At 57.4% G+C, this 16,040-nt stretch carries 16 protein-coding genes; 12 read left to right on the forward strand and 4 right to left on the reverse strand.

The genetic code is table 11. The features are described from left to right. Positions 1–17 precede the first annotated feature (17 nt). Positions 18–254, reverse strand: a complete 237-nt coding sequence (locus ACE3PH_RS08525) for a YdcH family protein (RefSeq protein ID WP_374317875.1) — start codon at positions 252–254, stop codon at positions 18–20. Between the two features lie 74 nt (positions 255–328). Continuing rightward, positions 329–1,417 (reverse strand): patatin-like phospholipase family protein, encoded by a 1,089-nt coding sequence (locus tag ACE3PH_RS08530; RefSeq protein ID WP_374317877.1) that lies wholly within the window; start codon positions 1,415–1,417, stop codon positions 329–331. A gap of 154 nt (positions 1,418–1,571) precedes the next feature. On the opposite strand from ACE3PH_RS08530, the gene recA reads away from it, so the two are divergent. The 12 genes from recA to ACE3PH_RS08590 all read left to right on the forward strand — a co-directional run bounded on the left by recA (position 1,572) and on the right by ACE3PH_RS08590 (position 14,102). Then, positions 1,572–2,633 carry a recombinase RecA gene (recA, locus tag ACE3PH_RS08535; RefSeq protein ID WP_374317879.1) on the forward strand — a complete coding sequence of 354 codons (1,062 nt, stop codon included), beginning with the start codon at positions 1,572–1,574 and terminating at the stop codon, positions 2,631–2,633. A 29-nt stretch (positions 2,634–2,662) separates the two neighbouring features. Then, positions 2,663–3,130 (forward strand): recombination regulator RecX, encoded by a 468-nt coding sequence (gene recX / locus ACE3PH_RS08540; protein ID WP_374317881.1) that lies wholly within the window; start codon positions 2,663–2,665, stop codon positions 3,128–3,130. A 118-nt stretch (positions 3,131–3,248) separates the two neighbouring features. Continuing rightward, positions 3,249–4,409, forward strand: coding sequence for an ADP-forming succinate--CoA ligase subunit beta (gene sucC, locus ACE3PH_RS08545; protein WP_374317883.1), 1,161 nt, complete (start codon positions 3,249–3,251; stop codon positions 4,407–4,409). A 17-nt stretch (positions 4,410–4,426) separates the two neighbouring features. Beyond that, entirely contained in the window at positions 4,427–5,320 is an 894-nt protein-coding gene (gene sucD, locus ACE3PH_RS08550) for a succinate--CoA ligase subunit alpha (RefSeq protein ID WP_374317885.1), read from the forward strand. Positions 5,321–5,397: 77 nt separating this feature from the next. Then, a complete protein-coding gene (locus ACE3PH_RS08555; RefSeq protein ID WP_374317887.1) occupies positions 5,398–6,102 on the forward strand; it encodes a TerC family protein in 705 nt (234 codons plus the stop codon). A gap of 20 nt (positions 6,103–6,122) precedes the next feature. Further along, a complete protein-coding gene (locus ACE3PH_RS08560; RefSeq protein WP_374317889.1) occupies positions 6,123–7,742 on the forward strand; it encodes a serine/threonine-protein kinase in 1,620 nt (539 codons plus the stop codon). A gap of 28 nt (positions 7,743–7,770) precedes the next feature. Next, the gene (locus tag ACE3PH_RS08565; RefSeq protein ID WP_374317891.1) at positions 7,771–8,571 is read left to right on the forward strand and encodes a Stp1/IreP family PP2C-type Ser/Thr phosphatase; all 801 of its coding nucleotides are present in this window, start codon (positions 7,771–7,773) and stop codon (positions 8,569–8,571) included. Positions 8,572–8,604: 33 nt separating this feature from the next. Further along, entirely contained in the window at positions 8,605–9,339 is a 735-nt protein-coding gene (locus ACE3PH_RS08570) for an FHA domain-containing protein (protein WP_374317893.1), read from the forward strand. Between the two features lie 14 nt (positions 9,340–9,353). After that, the gene (locus ACE3PH_RS08575; protein ID WP_374317895.1) at positions 9,354–10,181 is read left to right on the forward strand and encodes an MBL fold metallo-hydrolase; all 828 of its coding nucleotides are present in this window, start codon (positions 9,354–9,356) and stop codon (positions 10,179–10,181) included. Positions 10,182–10,389: 208 nt separating this feature from the next. Further along, complete coding sequence (locus tag ACE3PH_RS08580) at positions 10,390–10,797, forward strand: pilin (protein ID WP_374318418.1); 408 nt, start codon at positions 10,390–10,392, stop codon at positions 10,795–10,797. 71 nt (positions 10,798–10,868) lie between these two features. Beyond that, positions 10,869–11,177, forward strand: coding sequence for a hypothetical protein (locus tag ACE3PH_RS08585; RefSeq protein WP_374317897.1), 309 nt, complete (start codon positions 10,869–10,871; stop codon positions 11,175–11,177). Positions 11,178–11,183: 6 nt separating this feature from the next. Then, positions 11,184–14,102 (forward strand): hypothetical protein, encoded by a 2,919-nt coding sequence (locus ACE3PH_RS08590; protein WP_374317899.1) that lies wholly within the window; start codon positions 11,184–11,186, stop codon positions 14,100–14,102. 2 nt (positions 14,103–14,104) lie between these two features. On the opposite strand, the gene ACE3PH_RS08595 is transcribed toward ACE3PH_RS08590, so the two are convergent. Both ACE3PH_RS08595 and ACE3PH_RS08600 read right to left on the reverse strand, forming a co-directional pair. Beyond that, the gene (locus tag ACE3PH_RS08595) at positions 14,105–14,845 is read right to left on the reverse strand and encodes a glycosyltransferase (protein WP_374317900.1); all 741 of its coding nucleotides are present in this window, start codon (positions 14,843–14,845) and stop codon (positions 14,105–14,107) included. Positions 14,846–14,908: 63 nt separating this feature from the next. After that, entirely contained in the window at positions 14,909–15,940 is a 1,032-nt protein-coding gene (locus tag ACE3PH_RS08600) for a glycosyltransferase family 2 protein (protein ID WP_374317902.1), read from the reverse strand. Positions 15,941–16,040: the final 100 nt, after the last annotated feature.

A 16,040-nucleotide genomic window follows, 5' to 3' on the forward strand; every position in this document is an offset into this window, starting at 1 on the left:
GGTCCCTCCAGTGGGCATCAGCCCTTCAGGATGGCGTACAGCTGGTCTTTCAGCGTGACACGCTTGAGCTTCAGTTGCTCGAGTTCAGCGTCGGAACTGTGTTCCAGGCCAGTTTCCAGCCGCACGATCGCCTTGTCGGTGTCTTCATATTCACGTTCCAGGCGAGCAAAGTGAGGGTTGCTCGTCTTCAACGCATGGATCTTGTCCTTGAAATCAGGGAAATCGGCGGCCAGCGGGTGGTGGTCTTGAACCATTCGTACTCCTTTTTCTAAAAGTGTTTGTCAGGATTCCATCTTCTGCCGAGCCCCTGAAAGCACTTTGCGGCAGATCAAGTAGCCCCCAGGAAGGCGTGTTCAACGTCCAGCGTGCTGCGCGTGCCCACGTCGGCACGGTGAGCATGCAGCCAGCGTGTGGCAGCCGCATGACCGAGGCCGTGCAACTTTTTCAGGAAAGCCCGATCGGTGTTGGATTTGCTGGAGGCATTGAAGGGGGCCAGCCCGTCGTCGTCGCCAATCATGTGGAGGTGCAGGTTCTTGTACTGCTTGGGGTCCAGTCGGTTGTCCTTGAGCAACCGTGTCACGAAAGCAATCGCCCGCAATTCGCTGATCAGGCTGGCGTTGAAGGTGATTTCGCTGAGGCGATCCAGGATTTCCACGCTGCGGGTTGGCGTTTCCATGCGCTGCAAGGGGTTGATCTTCACCAGCAGCAGGTCATTGGCCTGGGTGTTGTAGATCAACGGGAACAGCGCCGGGTTGCCGGTGTAGCCGCCGTCCCAGTAAGGCTCGCCTTCAATTTCGACGGCCTGAAACAGGAAGGGCAGGCAGGTGGATGCCATGAGCGCATCCAGTGTCAGCTCTTCCTTGGTGAAGACGCGGGCCTGACCGGTATGAACCGACGTGGCCGTCACGAACAACTGGATGCCGCAGGACGTGCACACCGTGTGCAGGGCTTCTACGTCCACATGACGTTGCACCACGGCGCGCAAAGGGTTCAGGTTGAACGGATTGAGGTCATACGGGCTGAGCGTCCGTATGAACATGTTCATGATCTGGTAGCCCGGCAACTCGTTGAGGTTGAAAGCCGGTTTCAGCGAGCCATCGGCCTGCATCGTCAGTGGTGAAAAGATCGGGCCGTGTTGACTGATGTCTTCCCAGAACGCCTTGAGTGCGTGTTGTGCCTGACGCCGGCCCTCGTCGTGTCCGCCGTCTTCGTGCCCTCGGGCGTAGCCGCTGAGCATCACCGCACCATTGAGGGCACCCGCGCTGGTGCCGGAAATGGCGGCGATATCGAGGCCATCGTCTTCCAGCAGGCGGTCCAGCACGCCCCAGGTGAAGGCGCCGTGTGATCCGCCCCCCTGCAAGGCCAGGTCGACCTGAGGGCGGGAGGGGTGTGAAGGGGATGCGTTGTGCGTACTCATGCGCCCCAGTCTAGTTGTGATGCTGCGGTGCAGCATTGAATTTTTGTATCACCCTACAGGGGGGTCTGAAAAATTCCAGAAAGTACTGTACATCCATCCAGCTTTTGTCATAATGGCGCCCAACACAACATCTGTTTGCCCACCGGAGACCCGAATGGAAGCCACCGCGAAGTCCGCCCTCAGCGCTGAAAAAGCCAAAGCCTTGCAGGCCGCCCTGGCCCAGATCGAAAAGCAATTCGGCAAGGGCTCGATCATGCGTCTCGGCGAAGGCGAAGTTGCCGAAGACATCCAGGTTGTCTCGACCGGTTCGCTGGGTCTGGACATCGCTCTGGGTGTCGGTGGCCTGCCACGCGGCCGGGTGATCGAAATCTACGGCCCTGAGTCGTCCGGCAAGACCACGCTGACCCTTCAGGTCGCGGCCGAGATGCAGAAACAAGGTGGCGTGTGTGCCTTCATTGATGCCGAGCATGCCCTTGATGCCCAATACGCCCAGAAGCTGGGTGTGAACCTGCAAGATCTGCTGATCTCCCAGCCCGACACGGGCGAGCAGGCACTGGAAATCGTCGACGCCCTGGTGCGTTCCGGTTCGGTCGACCTGATCATCGTCGACTCGGTGGCCGCGCTGACCCCCAAGGCCGAACTCGAAGGCGAAATGGGTGATGCCCTGCCGGGTCTGCAAGCCCGGCTGATGAGCCAGGCCTTGCGCAAGCTCACGGCCACCATCAAGAAGACCAACTGCATGGTCATCTTCATCAACCAGATCCGCATGAAGATTGGGGTGATGTTCGGCAGCCCGGAAACCACCACGGGCGGCAACGCCCTGAAGTTCTATTCTTCTGTCCGCCTGGACATCCGCCGCGTGGGCTCCATCAAGCGTGGCGACGAGGTGGTCGGCAACGAAACCCGTGTGAAGGTGGTGAAGAACAAGGTATCGCCACCGTTCAAGACCGCTGATTTCGACATCCTGTATGGCGAAGGCATCAGCCGCGAAGGCGAAATCGTCGACCTGGGCGTGGCCAACAAGATCGTTGACAAGTCCGGTGCCTGGTATGCCTACCAGGGGGAAAAAATTGGCCAGGGCAAGGACAACGCCCGTGAGTTCCTGCGCGAAAACCCAGAACTGGCGCTGGAAATTGAAAACAAGGTTCGTGATGCCGTCGGTGTCGTACAGCAAGCCGCGGCGGTGGTGTCGCCTGCAGGTGACGACGAATCCTGATTCCCCAGGCCTCTTGCACGGTTGCTGACATGGCCGCCCCCAAGCCCGGCCTGTCCTTGAAGGCGCGGGCACTGAAGTACCTTTCTGCCCGGGAACACTCTCGGGCAGAGTTGGAGCGCAAACTGGCGCCGCATGCCGAAAGCGCGGAAGAAGTGGCGCGTGTCCTGGATGAATTCGAGCAGCGCGGTTGGTTATCAGCCGAACGCTTTGTCGAATCCATGGTGCATCGCAAGGCAGCACGCTATGGCGCCGCCCGCATCCGTGTGGAACTGGCGCAACACCGCCTGCCCGATGACACCGTTCAAGCTGCACTTTCTCACCTGAAAGAGACCGAGTTGGCCCGGGCGCATGCCGTCTGGTTGCGGCGCTTTGGCGAGGTCGCCGATACGCCGGAAGCGCGACTCAAGCAGATGCGCTTCCTGGCGGGGCGAGGTTTCTCATCAGAAGTCATCCGTCAGATTGTGGCGGGCCGCATTTCTGATGATGTTGATCGATAGACCTTAGATTCTGGTCGATCATGACGTAAGCCCTCTATAACGGACAGGGGCTCTGGTGATATTCTGGCCGCCGCGCTGCGACCAGCAGCTCGCACAACCCTATCTGTGAGTTGATCCCATGAAAATTCATGAGTACCAAGGCAAAGAGATCCTGAGCCGATTCGGTGTGCCGGTCCCAAGAGGTATCCCGGCATTTTCTGTAGACGAAGCCGTTGCCGCCGCAGAAAAGCTCGGTGGTCCGGTCTGGGTGGTAAAGGCCCAGATCCACGCAGGTGGTCGAGGCAAGGGCGGTGGCGTCAAAGTCGCCAAGTCGCTTGACGACGTCCGCAAGCTGGCCGGCCAGATTCTCGGCATGCAGCTGGTGACCCACCAGACTGGCGCTGATGGCCAGAAGGTTCGTCGCCTCTACATCGAAGACGGCGCCGACATCCAGAAGGAATACTACGTCTCCGTCGTGACCGACCGCGGTACCCAGAAGGTAGCCCTGATCGCGTCCAGCGAAGGCGGCATGGACATCGAAGAAGTCGCGCACAGCACACCCGAGAAGATCATCAAGGTCTTCATCGACCCGCTGACCGGCCTGACCGACGCGCAAGGCAAGGAAGTGGCCCAAGGTATTGGCCTGCCCGCCGAGTCGGTCGACCAAGCCATCGACATCTTCAAGAAGCTCTACCAGTGCTACATGGAAACCGATGCCAGCCTGGTCGAGATCAACCCACTGAACCGTGACTCCAAAGGCAAGCTGATCGCCCTGGACGCCAAGTTCAACTTTGACGCCAACGCGCTGTTCCGTCACCCTGAAATCGTGGCCCTGCGCGATCTGGACGAAGAAGACCCTGCTGAAATCGAAGCCTCGAAGTTCGACCTGGCCTACATCCAGCTCGATGGCAACATCGGCTGTCTGGTGAATGGCGCTGGTCTGGCCATGGCGACGATGGACACCATCAAGCTCTTCGGTGGCGAGCCTGCCAACTTCCTGGACGTTGGCGGTGGCGCCACGGCCGAGAAGGTGACAGAAGCCTTCAAGATCATGCTCAAGAGCCCCAAGGTCAAGGCCATTCTGGTCAACATCTTCGGTGGCATCATGAAGTGCGACACCATCGCTGACGGCGTCATCACGGCCTGCAAGGCCGTGAACCTGCAAGTACCGCTGGTGGTCCGCATGAAGGGCACCAACGAAGACCTGGGCAAGAAGATGCTGGCCGAATCGGGCCTGCCCATCATCTCCGCCGACACCATGGCTGAAGCCGCCACCAAGGTGGTCGCTGCCGTCGCCTAACGCCCAGAGGATTCGTCATGAGCATCTACATCAACAAAGACACCAAGGTCATCACCCAAGGTATCACGGGCAAGACCGGTCAGTTCCACACCAAGGGCTGCATTGCATACGCCAATGGCAAGAACTGTTTCGTGGCTGGCGTCAACCCCAAGAAGGCTGGCGAAGAATTCGAAGGCGTGCCCATCTACGCCTCGGTGAAGGACGCCAAGGCCCAGACCGGTGCGACCGCTTCCGTCATTTATGTGCCGCCCGCCGGTGCAGCTGATGCCATCTGGGAAGCCGTCGAGGCTGACCTGGATCTGGTCATCGCCATCACCGAAGGCATCCCTGTGCGCGACATGCTGATGGTGCGCAACAAGATGAAGGCCAAGGAAGCGGCTGGCGGCAAGAAGACCTTGTTGCTGGGCCCGAACTGTCCTGGTCTGATCACGCCGGAAGAAATCAAGATCGGCATCATGCCGGGCCACATCCACAAGAAGGGCCGCATTGGTGTCGTGTCGCGTTCCGGTACGCTGACCTATGAAGCCGTGGCACAACTGACCGAGCTCGGCCTGGGTCAGTCCAGCGCCGTGGGCATCGGTGGCGACCCCATCAATGGCCTCAAGCACATTGATGTCATGCAGGCCTTCAACGACGACCCCGAAACCGACGCCGTCATCATGATTGGTGAAATTGGTGGCCCGGACGAAGCTGAAGCGGCCCAATGGTGCAAGGCCAACATGAAGAAGCCCATCGTCGGCTTCATCGCGGGTGTCACCGCCCCTCCGGGCAAGCGCATGGGCCACGCCGGCGCACTGATCTCGGGTGGTGCCGACACGGCTGATGCCAAGCTCGCCATCATGGAAGAGTGCGGCTTCAAGGTCACACGAAACCCTTCGGAAATGGGTAAATTGCTCAAGTCGCTGCTGTAAGTTGTCGACAAACGGCTTTTTTCCCTAACTAGTCAGAATCAGCCCCTAAACTCGGGGCTGATTTTTTTTGTAACGTCATGGACGCATTTTTCAGCGCGGATTTCTGGTTTGCGGTTGGCCAGATCGTGATGATCGACATCCTGCTGGGTGGCGACAACGCTGTTGTCATTGCCCTGGCATGCCGCAATCTGCCTGCTGATCTGCGGCGACAAGGCATTGTCTGGGGCACCCTGGGCGCCATCGCGCTGCGCGTCGTGCTGATCTTTTTCGCGTTGACGCTGCTGAGCCTGCCTTACCTCAAGCTGGTGGGCGCCGCTTTGCTGCTGTGGATCGGCGTCAAGTTGCTGGTGCCTGACGAGGACGAGCATGGCTCCATCCAGGCCAGTACCAAATTGTGGGCTGCCGTCCGGACCATCATCGTGGCGGACCTGGTCATGAGCATTGACAACGTCATTGGCATTGCCGGTGCCGCACAGGGGTCTGGCCAGCAAGGGCATCAGATGCCACTGGTGATCTTCGGTCTGTTGGTCAGCGTGCCCATCATCGTCTGGGGCAGTGGCATGGTCCTCAAGCTGATGGACCGTTTCCCCTTCATTGTGACCGCTGGCGGCATGCTGCTGGGATGGATTGGCGGTTCTCTCGCCGTGGCAGATCCGGCTGTGCGGCCATGGGTTCCAGATAGCGATACGGTGCGATATGGGGCGGGTGCTGTGGGCGCCCTGCTGGTGCTTGGTTTAGGGACGCTGTTTGCGCGCGGCGCGGCTGCGACAGAATCCGAATGAGCGGCATATCAGGAGTTGCCATGTCCGTTCTGCTTGCGCATCCATGGTTGCTGCTGATTCCGGCCCTGCTGTTGCTGGCACCGCTGCTATGGTGGTTCGTCAAGCGGACCAGTGCCCCTAGAAAAGCCCATTGGTATGACAGCGAGCAGGCCGGCGCAGCGCGGGCCTCGCGTCGTGGGCAGGGTGTGGCGGCGCGAGATGCGAAGCCCCGGGCTGCCAACACACCTGGGGGCGACGAGGGGCCCCCCACGGTCTTGTCGTATCTGCATCAGGATGACAGCTCGCTCTATCCATCTGGCTTCCACTCCAGTTTGCCTTCACAGATCGGCGACGAGTTTGCGCCGAGCACGCGGCCACAAACCTGGAGCAAGCGGGATGAGCCTGCTGCACCGGTCAGATGGGCAGACACCATGCCGCCGCCGCCTCCTCTGCCTGGGGAGCCTGACCCTGTTCGCGCCGCCTCGATCCAGAAGAAAAAGGTCAACCACGTTCTCAATGCGCTGAGAGACACGCCGGCGGAAAAGGCGTGGGAGGTGCTGCGTGGCTACAAGCCCGAGCGTGAGCACATTGAGGCCTGCATGGAGACATTGGAGCGTATCGCCAGTTCGTTCGAACGCGCCCAGAACTTTGCTCTGGCCAGGGACGTTTATGCCCACATGGCCGATCTCGACCCGCAATGGCGGGAGATCAAGGTCAAGTTGATGCGCGCCCGTGGCCTGGCGCAGTCTGCCACCACCCGCACCTGGTCTGCGACACCCACGCAGACCATCCCGGACATCCAACAGCGGCGCCTGGGCAAGTACCTGGTGATCAAGCAAATCGGCCGTGGCGCCATGGGGTCTGTCTACCTGGGGGTTGATCCCGCAACGGGGCAGCAGGTGGCGCTCAAGACCATGTCGCTGGTCCGCGAGTTCGAGGGCAATGACCTGATCGACGCGCGCGCCCGGTTTCTGCGCGAAGCTGAAATGGCGGGGCGACTGCAGCACCCGGATATCGTTCGCATCATTGATGCCGGCGAGTCCGATGGTCTGGCCTTCATCGCCATGGAGTTGGTGGAAGGGCAGGATCTCAGCGACTACACCCAGCCAGGCCATTTGCTGCCACTGGAGCAATTGCTGCCGGTCATGGCCCGGGTTGCAGATGCGCTCGACTACGCCCACTCTCGTGGCGTCACGCACCGCGACATCAAGCCAGCCAACATCATGGTTGACGCGGCGCACGACAGCGTCAAGGTGATGGATTTCGGCGTGGCCCGCGTGGCAGATGCCACGCGTACGCGAACGGGCGTGATTCTGGGAACGCCCACCTTCATGTCGCCCGAGCAGTTGTCGGGCCAGAGCCTGGATGGACGCACCGATCTCTACTCCTTGGGGGTATCCCTGTTCCAGCTCTTGACCGGGCAGTTGCCATATCGCAACGATTCCATGGCGCAACTGATGCGTGCCATCGCTCAGGAGGTGGCCCCCAATGTCTGCGAGTTGCGACCTGAACTACCCTCGGCTTTGGGCGACATTGTGGCGTTGGCGCTGCAAAAGCACCCAGGCACGCGGTATGCAAGTGGTGGGCAGATGGCCGATGATCTCAGGGCGGTGATCCAGACCGTTTGGCCGGTTTCAACCCTGGATATCAATCTGGACTGACCATTCAAACGAGCGACAATCCAACAATATGGAGTTTGAGTTCTTCAGCCGAACAGATACCGGGCGTGTGCGATCGAACAACGAAGATTCGATCGCCGTGGATGACTCCTGCTCGATCGCCGTGCTCGCAGATGGCATGGGTGGCTACAACGCCGGCGAAGTGGCCAGTGGCATGGTGTGCGATTTCATTCGCGCAGAACTGGGTCGATGGCTGACCGAAGCCGCGCCAGGTGCCAGTGACGGTGACGTCAAGCGGGCCATGGACATCTGTGTCGACAATGCCAACCGCGCCATTTTCAATGCCGCCAACTCCAACCCGACCTATGCGGGCATGGGTACCACGCTGGTGCTCTCCGTTTTTCGGGCGGGGCGGGTTCTGGTGGGGCACATCGGTGACTCGCGCGCTTACCGTTTGCGCTCTGGGGTGTTGCAGCAAATCACCAGAGACCATTCGTTACTGCAAGAGCAAATTGATGCGGGCATCATCACGCCTGAACAGGCTGCGTTTTCCAACAACAAGAATCTGGTCACCCGTGCTGTGGGGGTGGAAGACTTGGTCGCCATGGAAACGCATATTCATGAAATTCAGTCAGGCGATATCTACCTGATGTGTTCTGACGGTTTGTCCGATATGCTGAGCGATGCGCAGATTTCGCAGGTGATGACCTCACGTGCGGCTCTGCCTGAGATGGGAGCAGCCCTGATCGATGCAGCCAATGTGGCTGGCGGTCGGGATAACATAGCCGTGATCCTGGTTCGAGCGCAGGGAGAGGCCGAACCTCCGCCCAAGTCCTGGTGGCCATTCCGCCGCCTGGGCAGTGCAACCTGATAAACAACAGAGATTCCAATCAAGAGGTTCCGCATGGGAAAACTGGTCGTCTCGCTGGACGGTGTCGTGATCAAGGAAGTCGAGCTCACGAAGGACAAGACAACCCTGGGTCGTCGGCCTTATAACGACATCGTCATCGACAACCTCGCCGTCAGCGGCGAGCATGCGGTATTGCAGGTTCTGGGCAGCGACGTCTTCATCGAAGACCTCAACAGCACGAACGGCACCTACATCAATGGCAAGGCGGTGAAGAAGCAATTGCTTCAGCACAACGACACCGTTGAGATTGGCAAGTACAAAATCAAGTATCTGGTCGAAGAAGGCCAGGACTATGAAAAGACCATGATCATGCGGCCGGGCAGTGGCGGCTTTGCTGCTGCGACTGCAGCTGCGCCACGCCCCGCCATGGCTGCGGCAACGCAGGCTGGTCCTGCTAGCGGCCCTGCGCCATTCAGTAATACGGGCACGGGCCCTCTGTCCACGGGCTTTGGGGCTTTCCCCGTCCAGGCTCCGGCATCCGTCAAGGTGATGAATGGTGCTGCGGCTGGGCGTGAGGTAGCCCTGACCAAGGTGGTGACCACGGTGGGCAAACCTGGCGTTCAGGTCGCGTCCATCTCGAAGCGCCCGGGCGGCTATGTCTTTGCTCACGTCGAGGGCTCTGCTCGACCCATGGTCAATGGCTCGCCGGTTGGCGATGAGCCCGTTCACCTCAAGAGTGGCGACATGATTGAGCTGGCCGGCACCAAGATGCAATTCCTGCAGGGCTGATCCGGGCTGGTCCGATGATCCGCGTCCTCGGATGCTCTGGTTCGATCGCGGCGCGTTGTCATACGACCGCGTTTCTGCTGGACGATGACATCCTGATCGACGCGGGCAGCGGTGTCGGTGAGTTGCGTCTGGACGAATTGGCGCGCATCGACCACATTGTGTTGAGCCACAGCCACCTGGACCACGTGCTCAGCATCCCCTTGCTGGCCGACAGTGTCATCCGCCTGCGCCAGGGGCCTGGCGGTCTGAGTGAACTTCGCCCCATTCACGTCCACGCCTTGCCTCAAACGCTGGAGGCCTTGAAGGCGCACATCTTCAATGGTGTGATCTGGCCGGACTTCACGCGGCTCCCCACCGCCACGCACCCGATCCTGGTGTTCCACACCTTCCAGATCGGCGACGAGTTGGTCTTCCCCGCGCGAGGAGGGCGTCCAGACCGGCGTGTCCATGTGTTGCCCGCGGCGCACACCGTGCCGGGGGTCGGTTTCGGGGTCGAGACGCCTCAAGGCTGGTGGGTATTCACCGGTGATACGGGCCCGAACCCTGCCTTGTGGGCTACCTTGCACGGCAAAGCGATTGCCCAATTGGTCATCGAGACAGCGTTTGGCAATGACGAGGCGCACCTGGCATCCATCAGTGGCCATTTGTCACCCCAAAGCCTGGCTCAAGAATTGTCTCAGCTTGACGGCGAGGTGAGCGTGTACATCACGCACCCCAAACCGGGCGAGGTTCCAGCTGTGCTCGCGCAGATTCGTGCGCTGGACAGCCGGCATCGCATTGAGCCCTTGCGGGAGGGACAACGGTTTGGTGTCGTGGCAGCGGGTGACGTTTTGTCGTCGTAGTGGGTGGAGGTGACAATATTTGTCAGCCGCCAATCGACCAAAGTGACGAAATTTGAATGCGCTGTCTGTGTTGTGTGTAAAACATCACGCTTTTCTTGATGCCAGGGGCTGGTCTGCCGTATGCTTCTAAAAGCAGGCAAGCCGGTCCCGGCGCTCGCAACAATCTACGTAGATGGGTTAATCCCCAAGGAGTATGAAGATGAAAGTGATGAAGCAAGTTCAAAAGGGTTTCACCCTGATCGAATTGATGATCGTGGTGGCCATCATTGGTATCCTGGCAGCTATCGCTTTGCCCGCTTATCAGGACTACACCATCCGTGCCAAGGTTTCCGAACTGATCCTGGCTGCCAGCTCGGCTCGTACCTGCTCGACTGAAGCTTATCAGTCTGCTGGCGGTTCGTTCCCTTCGACTCTGTCGGCTGATTGCTCGATCGCTGCTGTGGGTAAGGTTTCTGCCGCTACGGTTGCTTCGACCGCCATTTCGGTGGTGGCGAACAGCTCCGCTGTTGGTACAGCCCTGACCGTGGTGATGACGCCTTCCGAAACCGGCGGCACCCTGACTTGGACCTGCAGCGGTTCTACCGCCAAGTATCTGCCCCAGTCTTGCCGCGGCTGATATTTTCGGTATGATAAAAACCCCTCTTTGAGGGGTTTTTTTGTTTGTGCTGTTGGATATGGAGCCGGTCAGTGTTTAAGTTCAAAGAAGACAAACGATTTGCCGTGGACCTTGCGTCGAAACTGATGCGAGAAATTCCTCCTGATCTGACGGCAGGTCAAGGGCGCACCTTGACTGTGAATCGGGTGACGCGCTTGTTAGAGCGTGCATTCCAGTCGGCAGAGAGCTACCGGTCTGAAAGTAAGATGGGGTTCTTGAGGCGTGTGTTGATGATCAATGCTTTCAAGTGGGAACTCAAAAACAAAGGGTATCCGGACGACTTTATCTCTATTGCGACGGAAGGTCTGATTGTGGCTTTGGTCCGCAAGGCGAAGGCATAAATAGTCATGTTGAAGAAGGTCATCCTTGGGGTAGTTAAAAGCCTCTTCGTTAGCAAGCGAGCGGTAGAGCACGACGGGCGCCTTGAAAAGGCCGAAGCATTGATGGCGGAAGGCGACTTCCGCGGAGCTGCCGAAGTCTACAAGGGTTATCTTGAAGAGCACCCGGATCATGTTGGGGCGCTGAATAACTATGGTGCCGCGCTTGGGAATATGGGAGATCAGGCTGGGGCTGTCGCTCAGTTTGAGAAGGCCTATACGCTGGATGACACTTATCTGCCAACGTTGACAAATTATGCTGGCTCTTTGGCGGATCGTAAAAAGAGCGATGAAGCCGAGCGTCTTCTGAGGCAAGCATGGAGTTGCGAGCCTTGGTTTGCCCGGGTTGGATTGAATTATTCTGCAATCTGCTTAAACCGCGGGGAGGCAGACCGAGCGGTCTTTTTTCAGCTGGAGAGTTGGCTGGCCAATTTTGACAGCCTCCGTCACGCAAACGGCATGATGTTCAAGTCGGCCTATGCCGATCTACCTGAAGCACATCTGGCTGGAGAGCATTTGCTCTGGGGGGAAACGCTGAAGCAACAGGCGAATGCATCAGAAGACGTCGGGGAGTTTGTTGGTGAAGATTGGTCAGGAAAACGCAGGATCCGTGTCGGATATTGGTCTCCGGATTTGCGCAACCATTCTGTAAGGTATTTCTTCAGGCCCCTTCTGGAGGGGCATGACACCGAGCAGTTCGAGATACACGTGTACCATGATTTCCATGCGGAGGACGCGCAAACCGAGTTGATGAAGGCGGCTTCAGAACACTTCCATGATGTGTATGAGTTGAATGATCGAGATTTGCGTGACTTGATGCGGTCGCACCAGTTGGATGTGCTCGTTGAGTTGGCTGGGCACACATCTGCGAACAGGCTTCCTATGCTGCAAAACCGGTTGGCTCGGGTGCAGCTTTCTGGCATTGGCTATCCGCCAACAACTGGGTTGAGGGAGGTTGATGGGAAGTTTGTTGACCCATTTATTCTCACCGATGAGGCAGATGCTTTTTATACGGAAGAGCCATTTGTCTTGCCGAACTCGTTCTGGTGCTTTGATCCTAAAGAGGATGCACTAATTAACGAGGAGCCGCCGGTCGAGCGAAATGGCTTTGTGACATTTGCGTGTGTTGGCAATATTGCCAAAATGAATGGCCGCATTTTTGGTGCATGGCGTCAGATTCTTGATGCGGTACCTCGTTCGCGTTTGCTGATTCGCTCAATCAGTTTTGAGGATCAGGCGGCGTTAAAGAAGATCAGTGCCATCCTTGAGAAAGCAGGCCTCCCGCTGGACCGTATAGATATCAAGCTACCGGAAGGCGGTAAAGCTTTCTTCGATTCATACAACGAGATTGACATCATCCTCGATACCTACCCGTTCAATGGGGGTACGACGACGTGTTTTGCGACCTACATGGGCGTGCCTGTTGTTACCCTGTATGGACAGTCACTGCTCAGTCGCATGGGCTTGTCCATCGTGGCTAACTTGGGGTATCCGGAGCTGGCTGTTCCCTGTGAGGCTGAGTATGTCAGTGTCGCTATCAAGATTGCATCTGATCCTGCATACATCAGGCGTTTTAGATCGGAAGTGCGTGGTCGGTTCCAATCCTCCAGCATCGGGTCTGGCAAATTGTTTGCTTCCGATGTCGAAGGCGTGATGCGCCAATGGGTGACGCGTGCTGATGAGGGCGAACTACAGCACGTGCATAGAGTTCACGCGCTTCCCGAGGGTGAGTTGATCAGCAGAGCTTACAAGGCTGCTGCATATGGCAAAAAGGAGTCTGCTGAGCGGATCATCCAACACTGCTTCCGGCATTACCCCAACAGTGGCGGTGCGCATTTGTTCATGGCTCAGCAACTCGCCAGCGATGGGGTGGATAAGGCCATTGAATACCTTCAGTCGAAGCTTCCAATCCTGACATCAGAAAGTGATGTGGTTGCGGCGCTGGTCGTGCTATGCAACTGGGGCATGCGTACAGAACAACCCACGGTGGTTAGCGAGGCCAAGCGCCGGTTGGCGGAGTTGGATATCTCGGATGTCATTGACCGTATGCAGGTTGACTGTTTGCTGTTGGATGGGGATGCCATAGCCGATGCCGGCATGTCGCCAATGACCTCAGTCGAAAGAGCGAAGCAAGTTGTGTTCGTCGTCGCTTGCGATGACCAGGTGCATTTCGACCAAGTTTGTGCCAATCTGCACCAGTTGTTTCCGGCCGGAGGGCGTTTTGTCCTGAAGGTCGTGCGAACTGATCTTGATCGACGAAGCTTGGCCTATCAAAAGGCCATGGATGACGCCACCGCCGATATCGTCGTCTTCATGCACGGGCACGTCAACGTGGTCGATGCGGGCTTTTTGCCAAAAGTTGAGGCCCTTTTGCATGACACGGATGTCGTGGGTTTTGCCGGTGCCGAGCTGTGGGATCGCTTCAATTGGAGGGATGCAGGGTTTGCCCGCAAGTTTGGTGGATTCATGTCTCCCGCGGATGAGTCTGGGTACGGAGATGTCAAACTGGTGGGGGATGCCCGAACGCTGGCCCGTCATGGACTGGCTGTGCTTGATGGTGGCCTGCTGGCATTTTGTCCAGCGACGATGCGTGACATCGAGTTGGATGACGAGATGATTGGCGGTGAAACCTTGCTGGAGGAGGAGTGGGTGCTCCGGGCAGGTCGGAGTGGCATCAGACTGAGTGCGCACCGCAACCTCGGTGTCGTGGTGGGGGTGCCGCCGGAAGGCAAGTCAATCAATGCCGCGCCTGCACGCATGCACGCCATTGAAAAATTGGGTTTGGATCCATTCGATATCCGCACCCCAGACAGAATGTTTGTGTCGGTCCCAGTTGCCAGCATGGCGGCAGGGGTCAGGCTGGTCGACCGGCTTTGTTCCCCGTCATGATTTTAGCTGCCCCATTTTTCAAGGTATAAGCCGTACATCTTCGACCATCTTCCGTCACCCCCAAACAAACCGTGGCTCTGATGAATTATGTCGATGGGCCATGTGCCCAGCGATAGTTGTTTGGATCGAGCCAATCGGCAAAAATCCATGTCGTAGAAATCGAATGAAAACTGCGGGTCAAAATGTATGGCCTGCTTCGTTAGGGTGTTTTTGCGTGTGGCCAAAAAAACTCCATCGAGCAGCTCGCAAAATGATGGAGTGGGTCCAAAATCGTCCAAGTAATTATCGTCTAGCGTGCCGTGCCGTATGGCGCCTGACCAGTTTTCTGTATCCCGAATGCATTGATTGTTTTCAATGTGACTGAAAATCCAGGCGGGTTGGTATGGCATTCGCCTTGTGTTTCCTGCAATACCAATGATGTCGAAATGGTTGAGGCCTTGGGTGACTTTGGTGGTGAGTTTGCTGTCGATCAGCCAGACGTCGTCGTGCAAGAAAATCAATATTTCGTTTTTAGATGCGTTGTGGATGGCGTTGTTGTAGATGGTGGGCAGTGCCTCGGTGTTTTCAAATGCAATGTCGGCCCTGATTTTCTTGTTGCTGGACAACAGCGGCCCTAGGCTGCGCCCCAATGGGCTGAGCCGCCAGAATTCGTCGACAGTTGACCGTGTAGCAGAGATAAAGCAAAAATTCTGGTGCAGACCGACCCATGCGTCTTGGATGGTGCGCAGGATGAGTGAATTCATGAGTATGTGCTTGCTGGTCGTTGTGTAGGGCTGGCGGGCTGGTTTCGAGTCAACGCTTGCGAGTTAAGGCGTACCGGTGAAGCTGAAAAATGATCTCAGCACAGATGGTGGCTTTTTGCTGGTTGACATGGCAGCATGCAGTTGGGCCAACTCAATCCTGAGGGTTCGGATTTCGCCACATAGTTCGTGAGCCAGTGCATCAATTGCACGCATCGGACGTGTGGTGCCCAAGTTTGCATATTTGAGTTGCTCGAATGGTATGCCAACTTTCGGGCCAGTCTTTGCAACTTCTGGAACTGCTTTGGTTGGGGCTTCCAGTTCAGTCATGGCGTAATGTCTCGCCAACCAAACCATGTCATCCTTGGTTAGCGTGTAATTTCGTCGGCGAATGTAGGCAGCGAGTGCATCCCAGTGCGCACCCTCTCTTGGCGCTCGGGTTTCTTTTATCGAAAGCTTATGGCTTCCATTGAGTGCCTTTTTGATGATTTGAGGTGCGCTGCGGATGGGGACGTGCAGCAAGGCAGCTGGGAGCAAGATCGGCGCCACCGGGAGGCCGCCGTGAAGCGCGAAGTGGTTTCCCTCCGCAAGTGTGCTTGATTTTGCGACATCATTCGGGATGACGGTTTTGGTGGATGTCTCTCCCTCCATGTTCTGCATCATGAAGGTTTCGTGCAATTTGGGCGGGGCGTCAAGCAGGCAGTCATCTGATTGAGGGATGTATGTTATCCACGGCATTACGCCACAATGCGCGGGTTTGATTTCTTTTGAGAGAAGTGTCCCAAAGTGGCCGTACTCGCAGTTTATAAACTCATCCGCATCCAATGGGATGATGAATTCGAATTCATCGGAATCTGCAATTTCGAGCATTTTGTCTGACAGGAATGCGGCTTGGTTGTGGTCAATCCGCTCTTCGTGCCAGATGGTTATTGGGAGACCCTCTTCTTTCAGTAGTATCAATATCTCCGGTGTCGCATCGTGGCTGTTGTGATCGATGACGAATAGGTGATCGACCACTTTCAGATTCCAGCGGACAAAGTGCTCAATGATGTCGCACTCGTCCTTCACCATCGCGATGGCGGCGACTTTGGGTGCCATGTTGTTACTCCCGCATATTGCAAATCTTGCGGATCATCATATTCGAAAGGATTGGGGTCTTGATGCCACTGGCGGGTGGGGTGTCCCCGCGGGTGCGGCC

It is taken from the genome of Aquabacterium sp., assembly GCF_041909175.1.
Lineage (GTDB): Bacteria > Pseudomonadota > Gammaproteobacteria > Burkholderiales > Burkholderiaceae_C > Aquabacterium.

Excerpts from the sequence above, each read along its gene's own strand:
- ACE3PH_RS08525 (WP_374317875.1), bottom strand. The coding sequence starts at position 254 with ATGGTTCAAGACCACCACCCGCTGGCCGCCGATTTCCCTGATTTCAAG.
- ACE3PH_RS08530 (WP_374317877.1), bottom strand. The coding sequence starts at position 1,417 with ATGAGTACGCACAACGCATCCCCTTCACACCCCTCCCGCCCTCAGGTC.
- recA (WP_374317879.1), top strand. The coding sequence starts at position 1,572 with ATGGAAGCCACCGCGAAGTCCGCCCTCAGCGCTGAAAAAGCCAAAGCC.
- recX (WP_374317881.1), top strand. The coding sequence starts at position 2,663 with ATGGCCGCCCCCAAGCCCGGCCTGTCCTTGAAGGCGCGGGCACTGAAG.
- sucC (WP_374317883.1), top strand. The coding sequence starts at position 3,249 with ATGAAAATTCATGAGTACCAAGGCAAAGAGATCCTGAGCCGATTCGGT.
- sucD (WP_374317885.1), top strand. The coding sequence starts at position 4,427 with ATGAGCATCTACATCAACAAAGACACCAAGGTCATCACCCAAGGTATC.
- ACE3PH_RS08555 (WP_374317887.1), top strand. The coding sequence starts at position 5,398 with ATGGACGCATTTTTCAGCGCGGATTTCTGGTTTGCGGTTGGCCAGATC.
- ACE3PH_RS08560 (WP_374317889.1), top strand. The coding sequence starts at position 6,123 with ATGTCCGTTCTGCTTGCGCATCCATGGTTGCTGCTGATTCCGGCCCTG.
- ACE3PH_RS08565 (WP_374317891.1), top strand. The coding sequence starts at position 7,771 with ATGGAGTTTGAGTTCTTCAGCCGAACAGATACCGGGCGTGTGCGATCG.
- ACE3PH_RS08570 (WP_374317893.1), top strand. The coding sequence starts at position 8,605 with ATGGGAAAACTGGTCGTCTCGCTGGACGGTGTCGTGATCAAGGAAGTC.
- ACE3PH_RS08575 (WP_374317895.1), top strand. The coding sequence starts at position 9,354 with ATGATCCGCGTCCTCGGATGCTCTGGTTCGATCGCGGCGCGTTGTCAT.
- ACE3PH_RS08580 (WP_374318418.1), top strand. The coding sequence starts at position 10,390 with ATGAAGCAAGTTCAAAAGGGTTTCACCCTGATCGAATTGATGATCGTG.
- ACE3PH_RS08590 (WP_374317899.1), top strand. The coding sequence starts at position 11,184 with ATGTTGAAGAAGGTCATCCTTGGGGTAGTTAAAAGCCTCTTCGTTAGC.
- ACE3PH_RS08595 (WP_374317900.1), bottom strand. The coding sequence starts at position 14,845 with ATGAATTCACTCATCCTGCGCACCATCCAAGACGCATGGGTCGGTCTG.
- ACE3PH_RS08600 (WP_374317902.1), bottom strand. The coding sequence starts at position 15,940 with ATGGCACCCAAAGTCGCCGCCATCGCGATGGTGAAGGACGAGTGCGAC.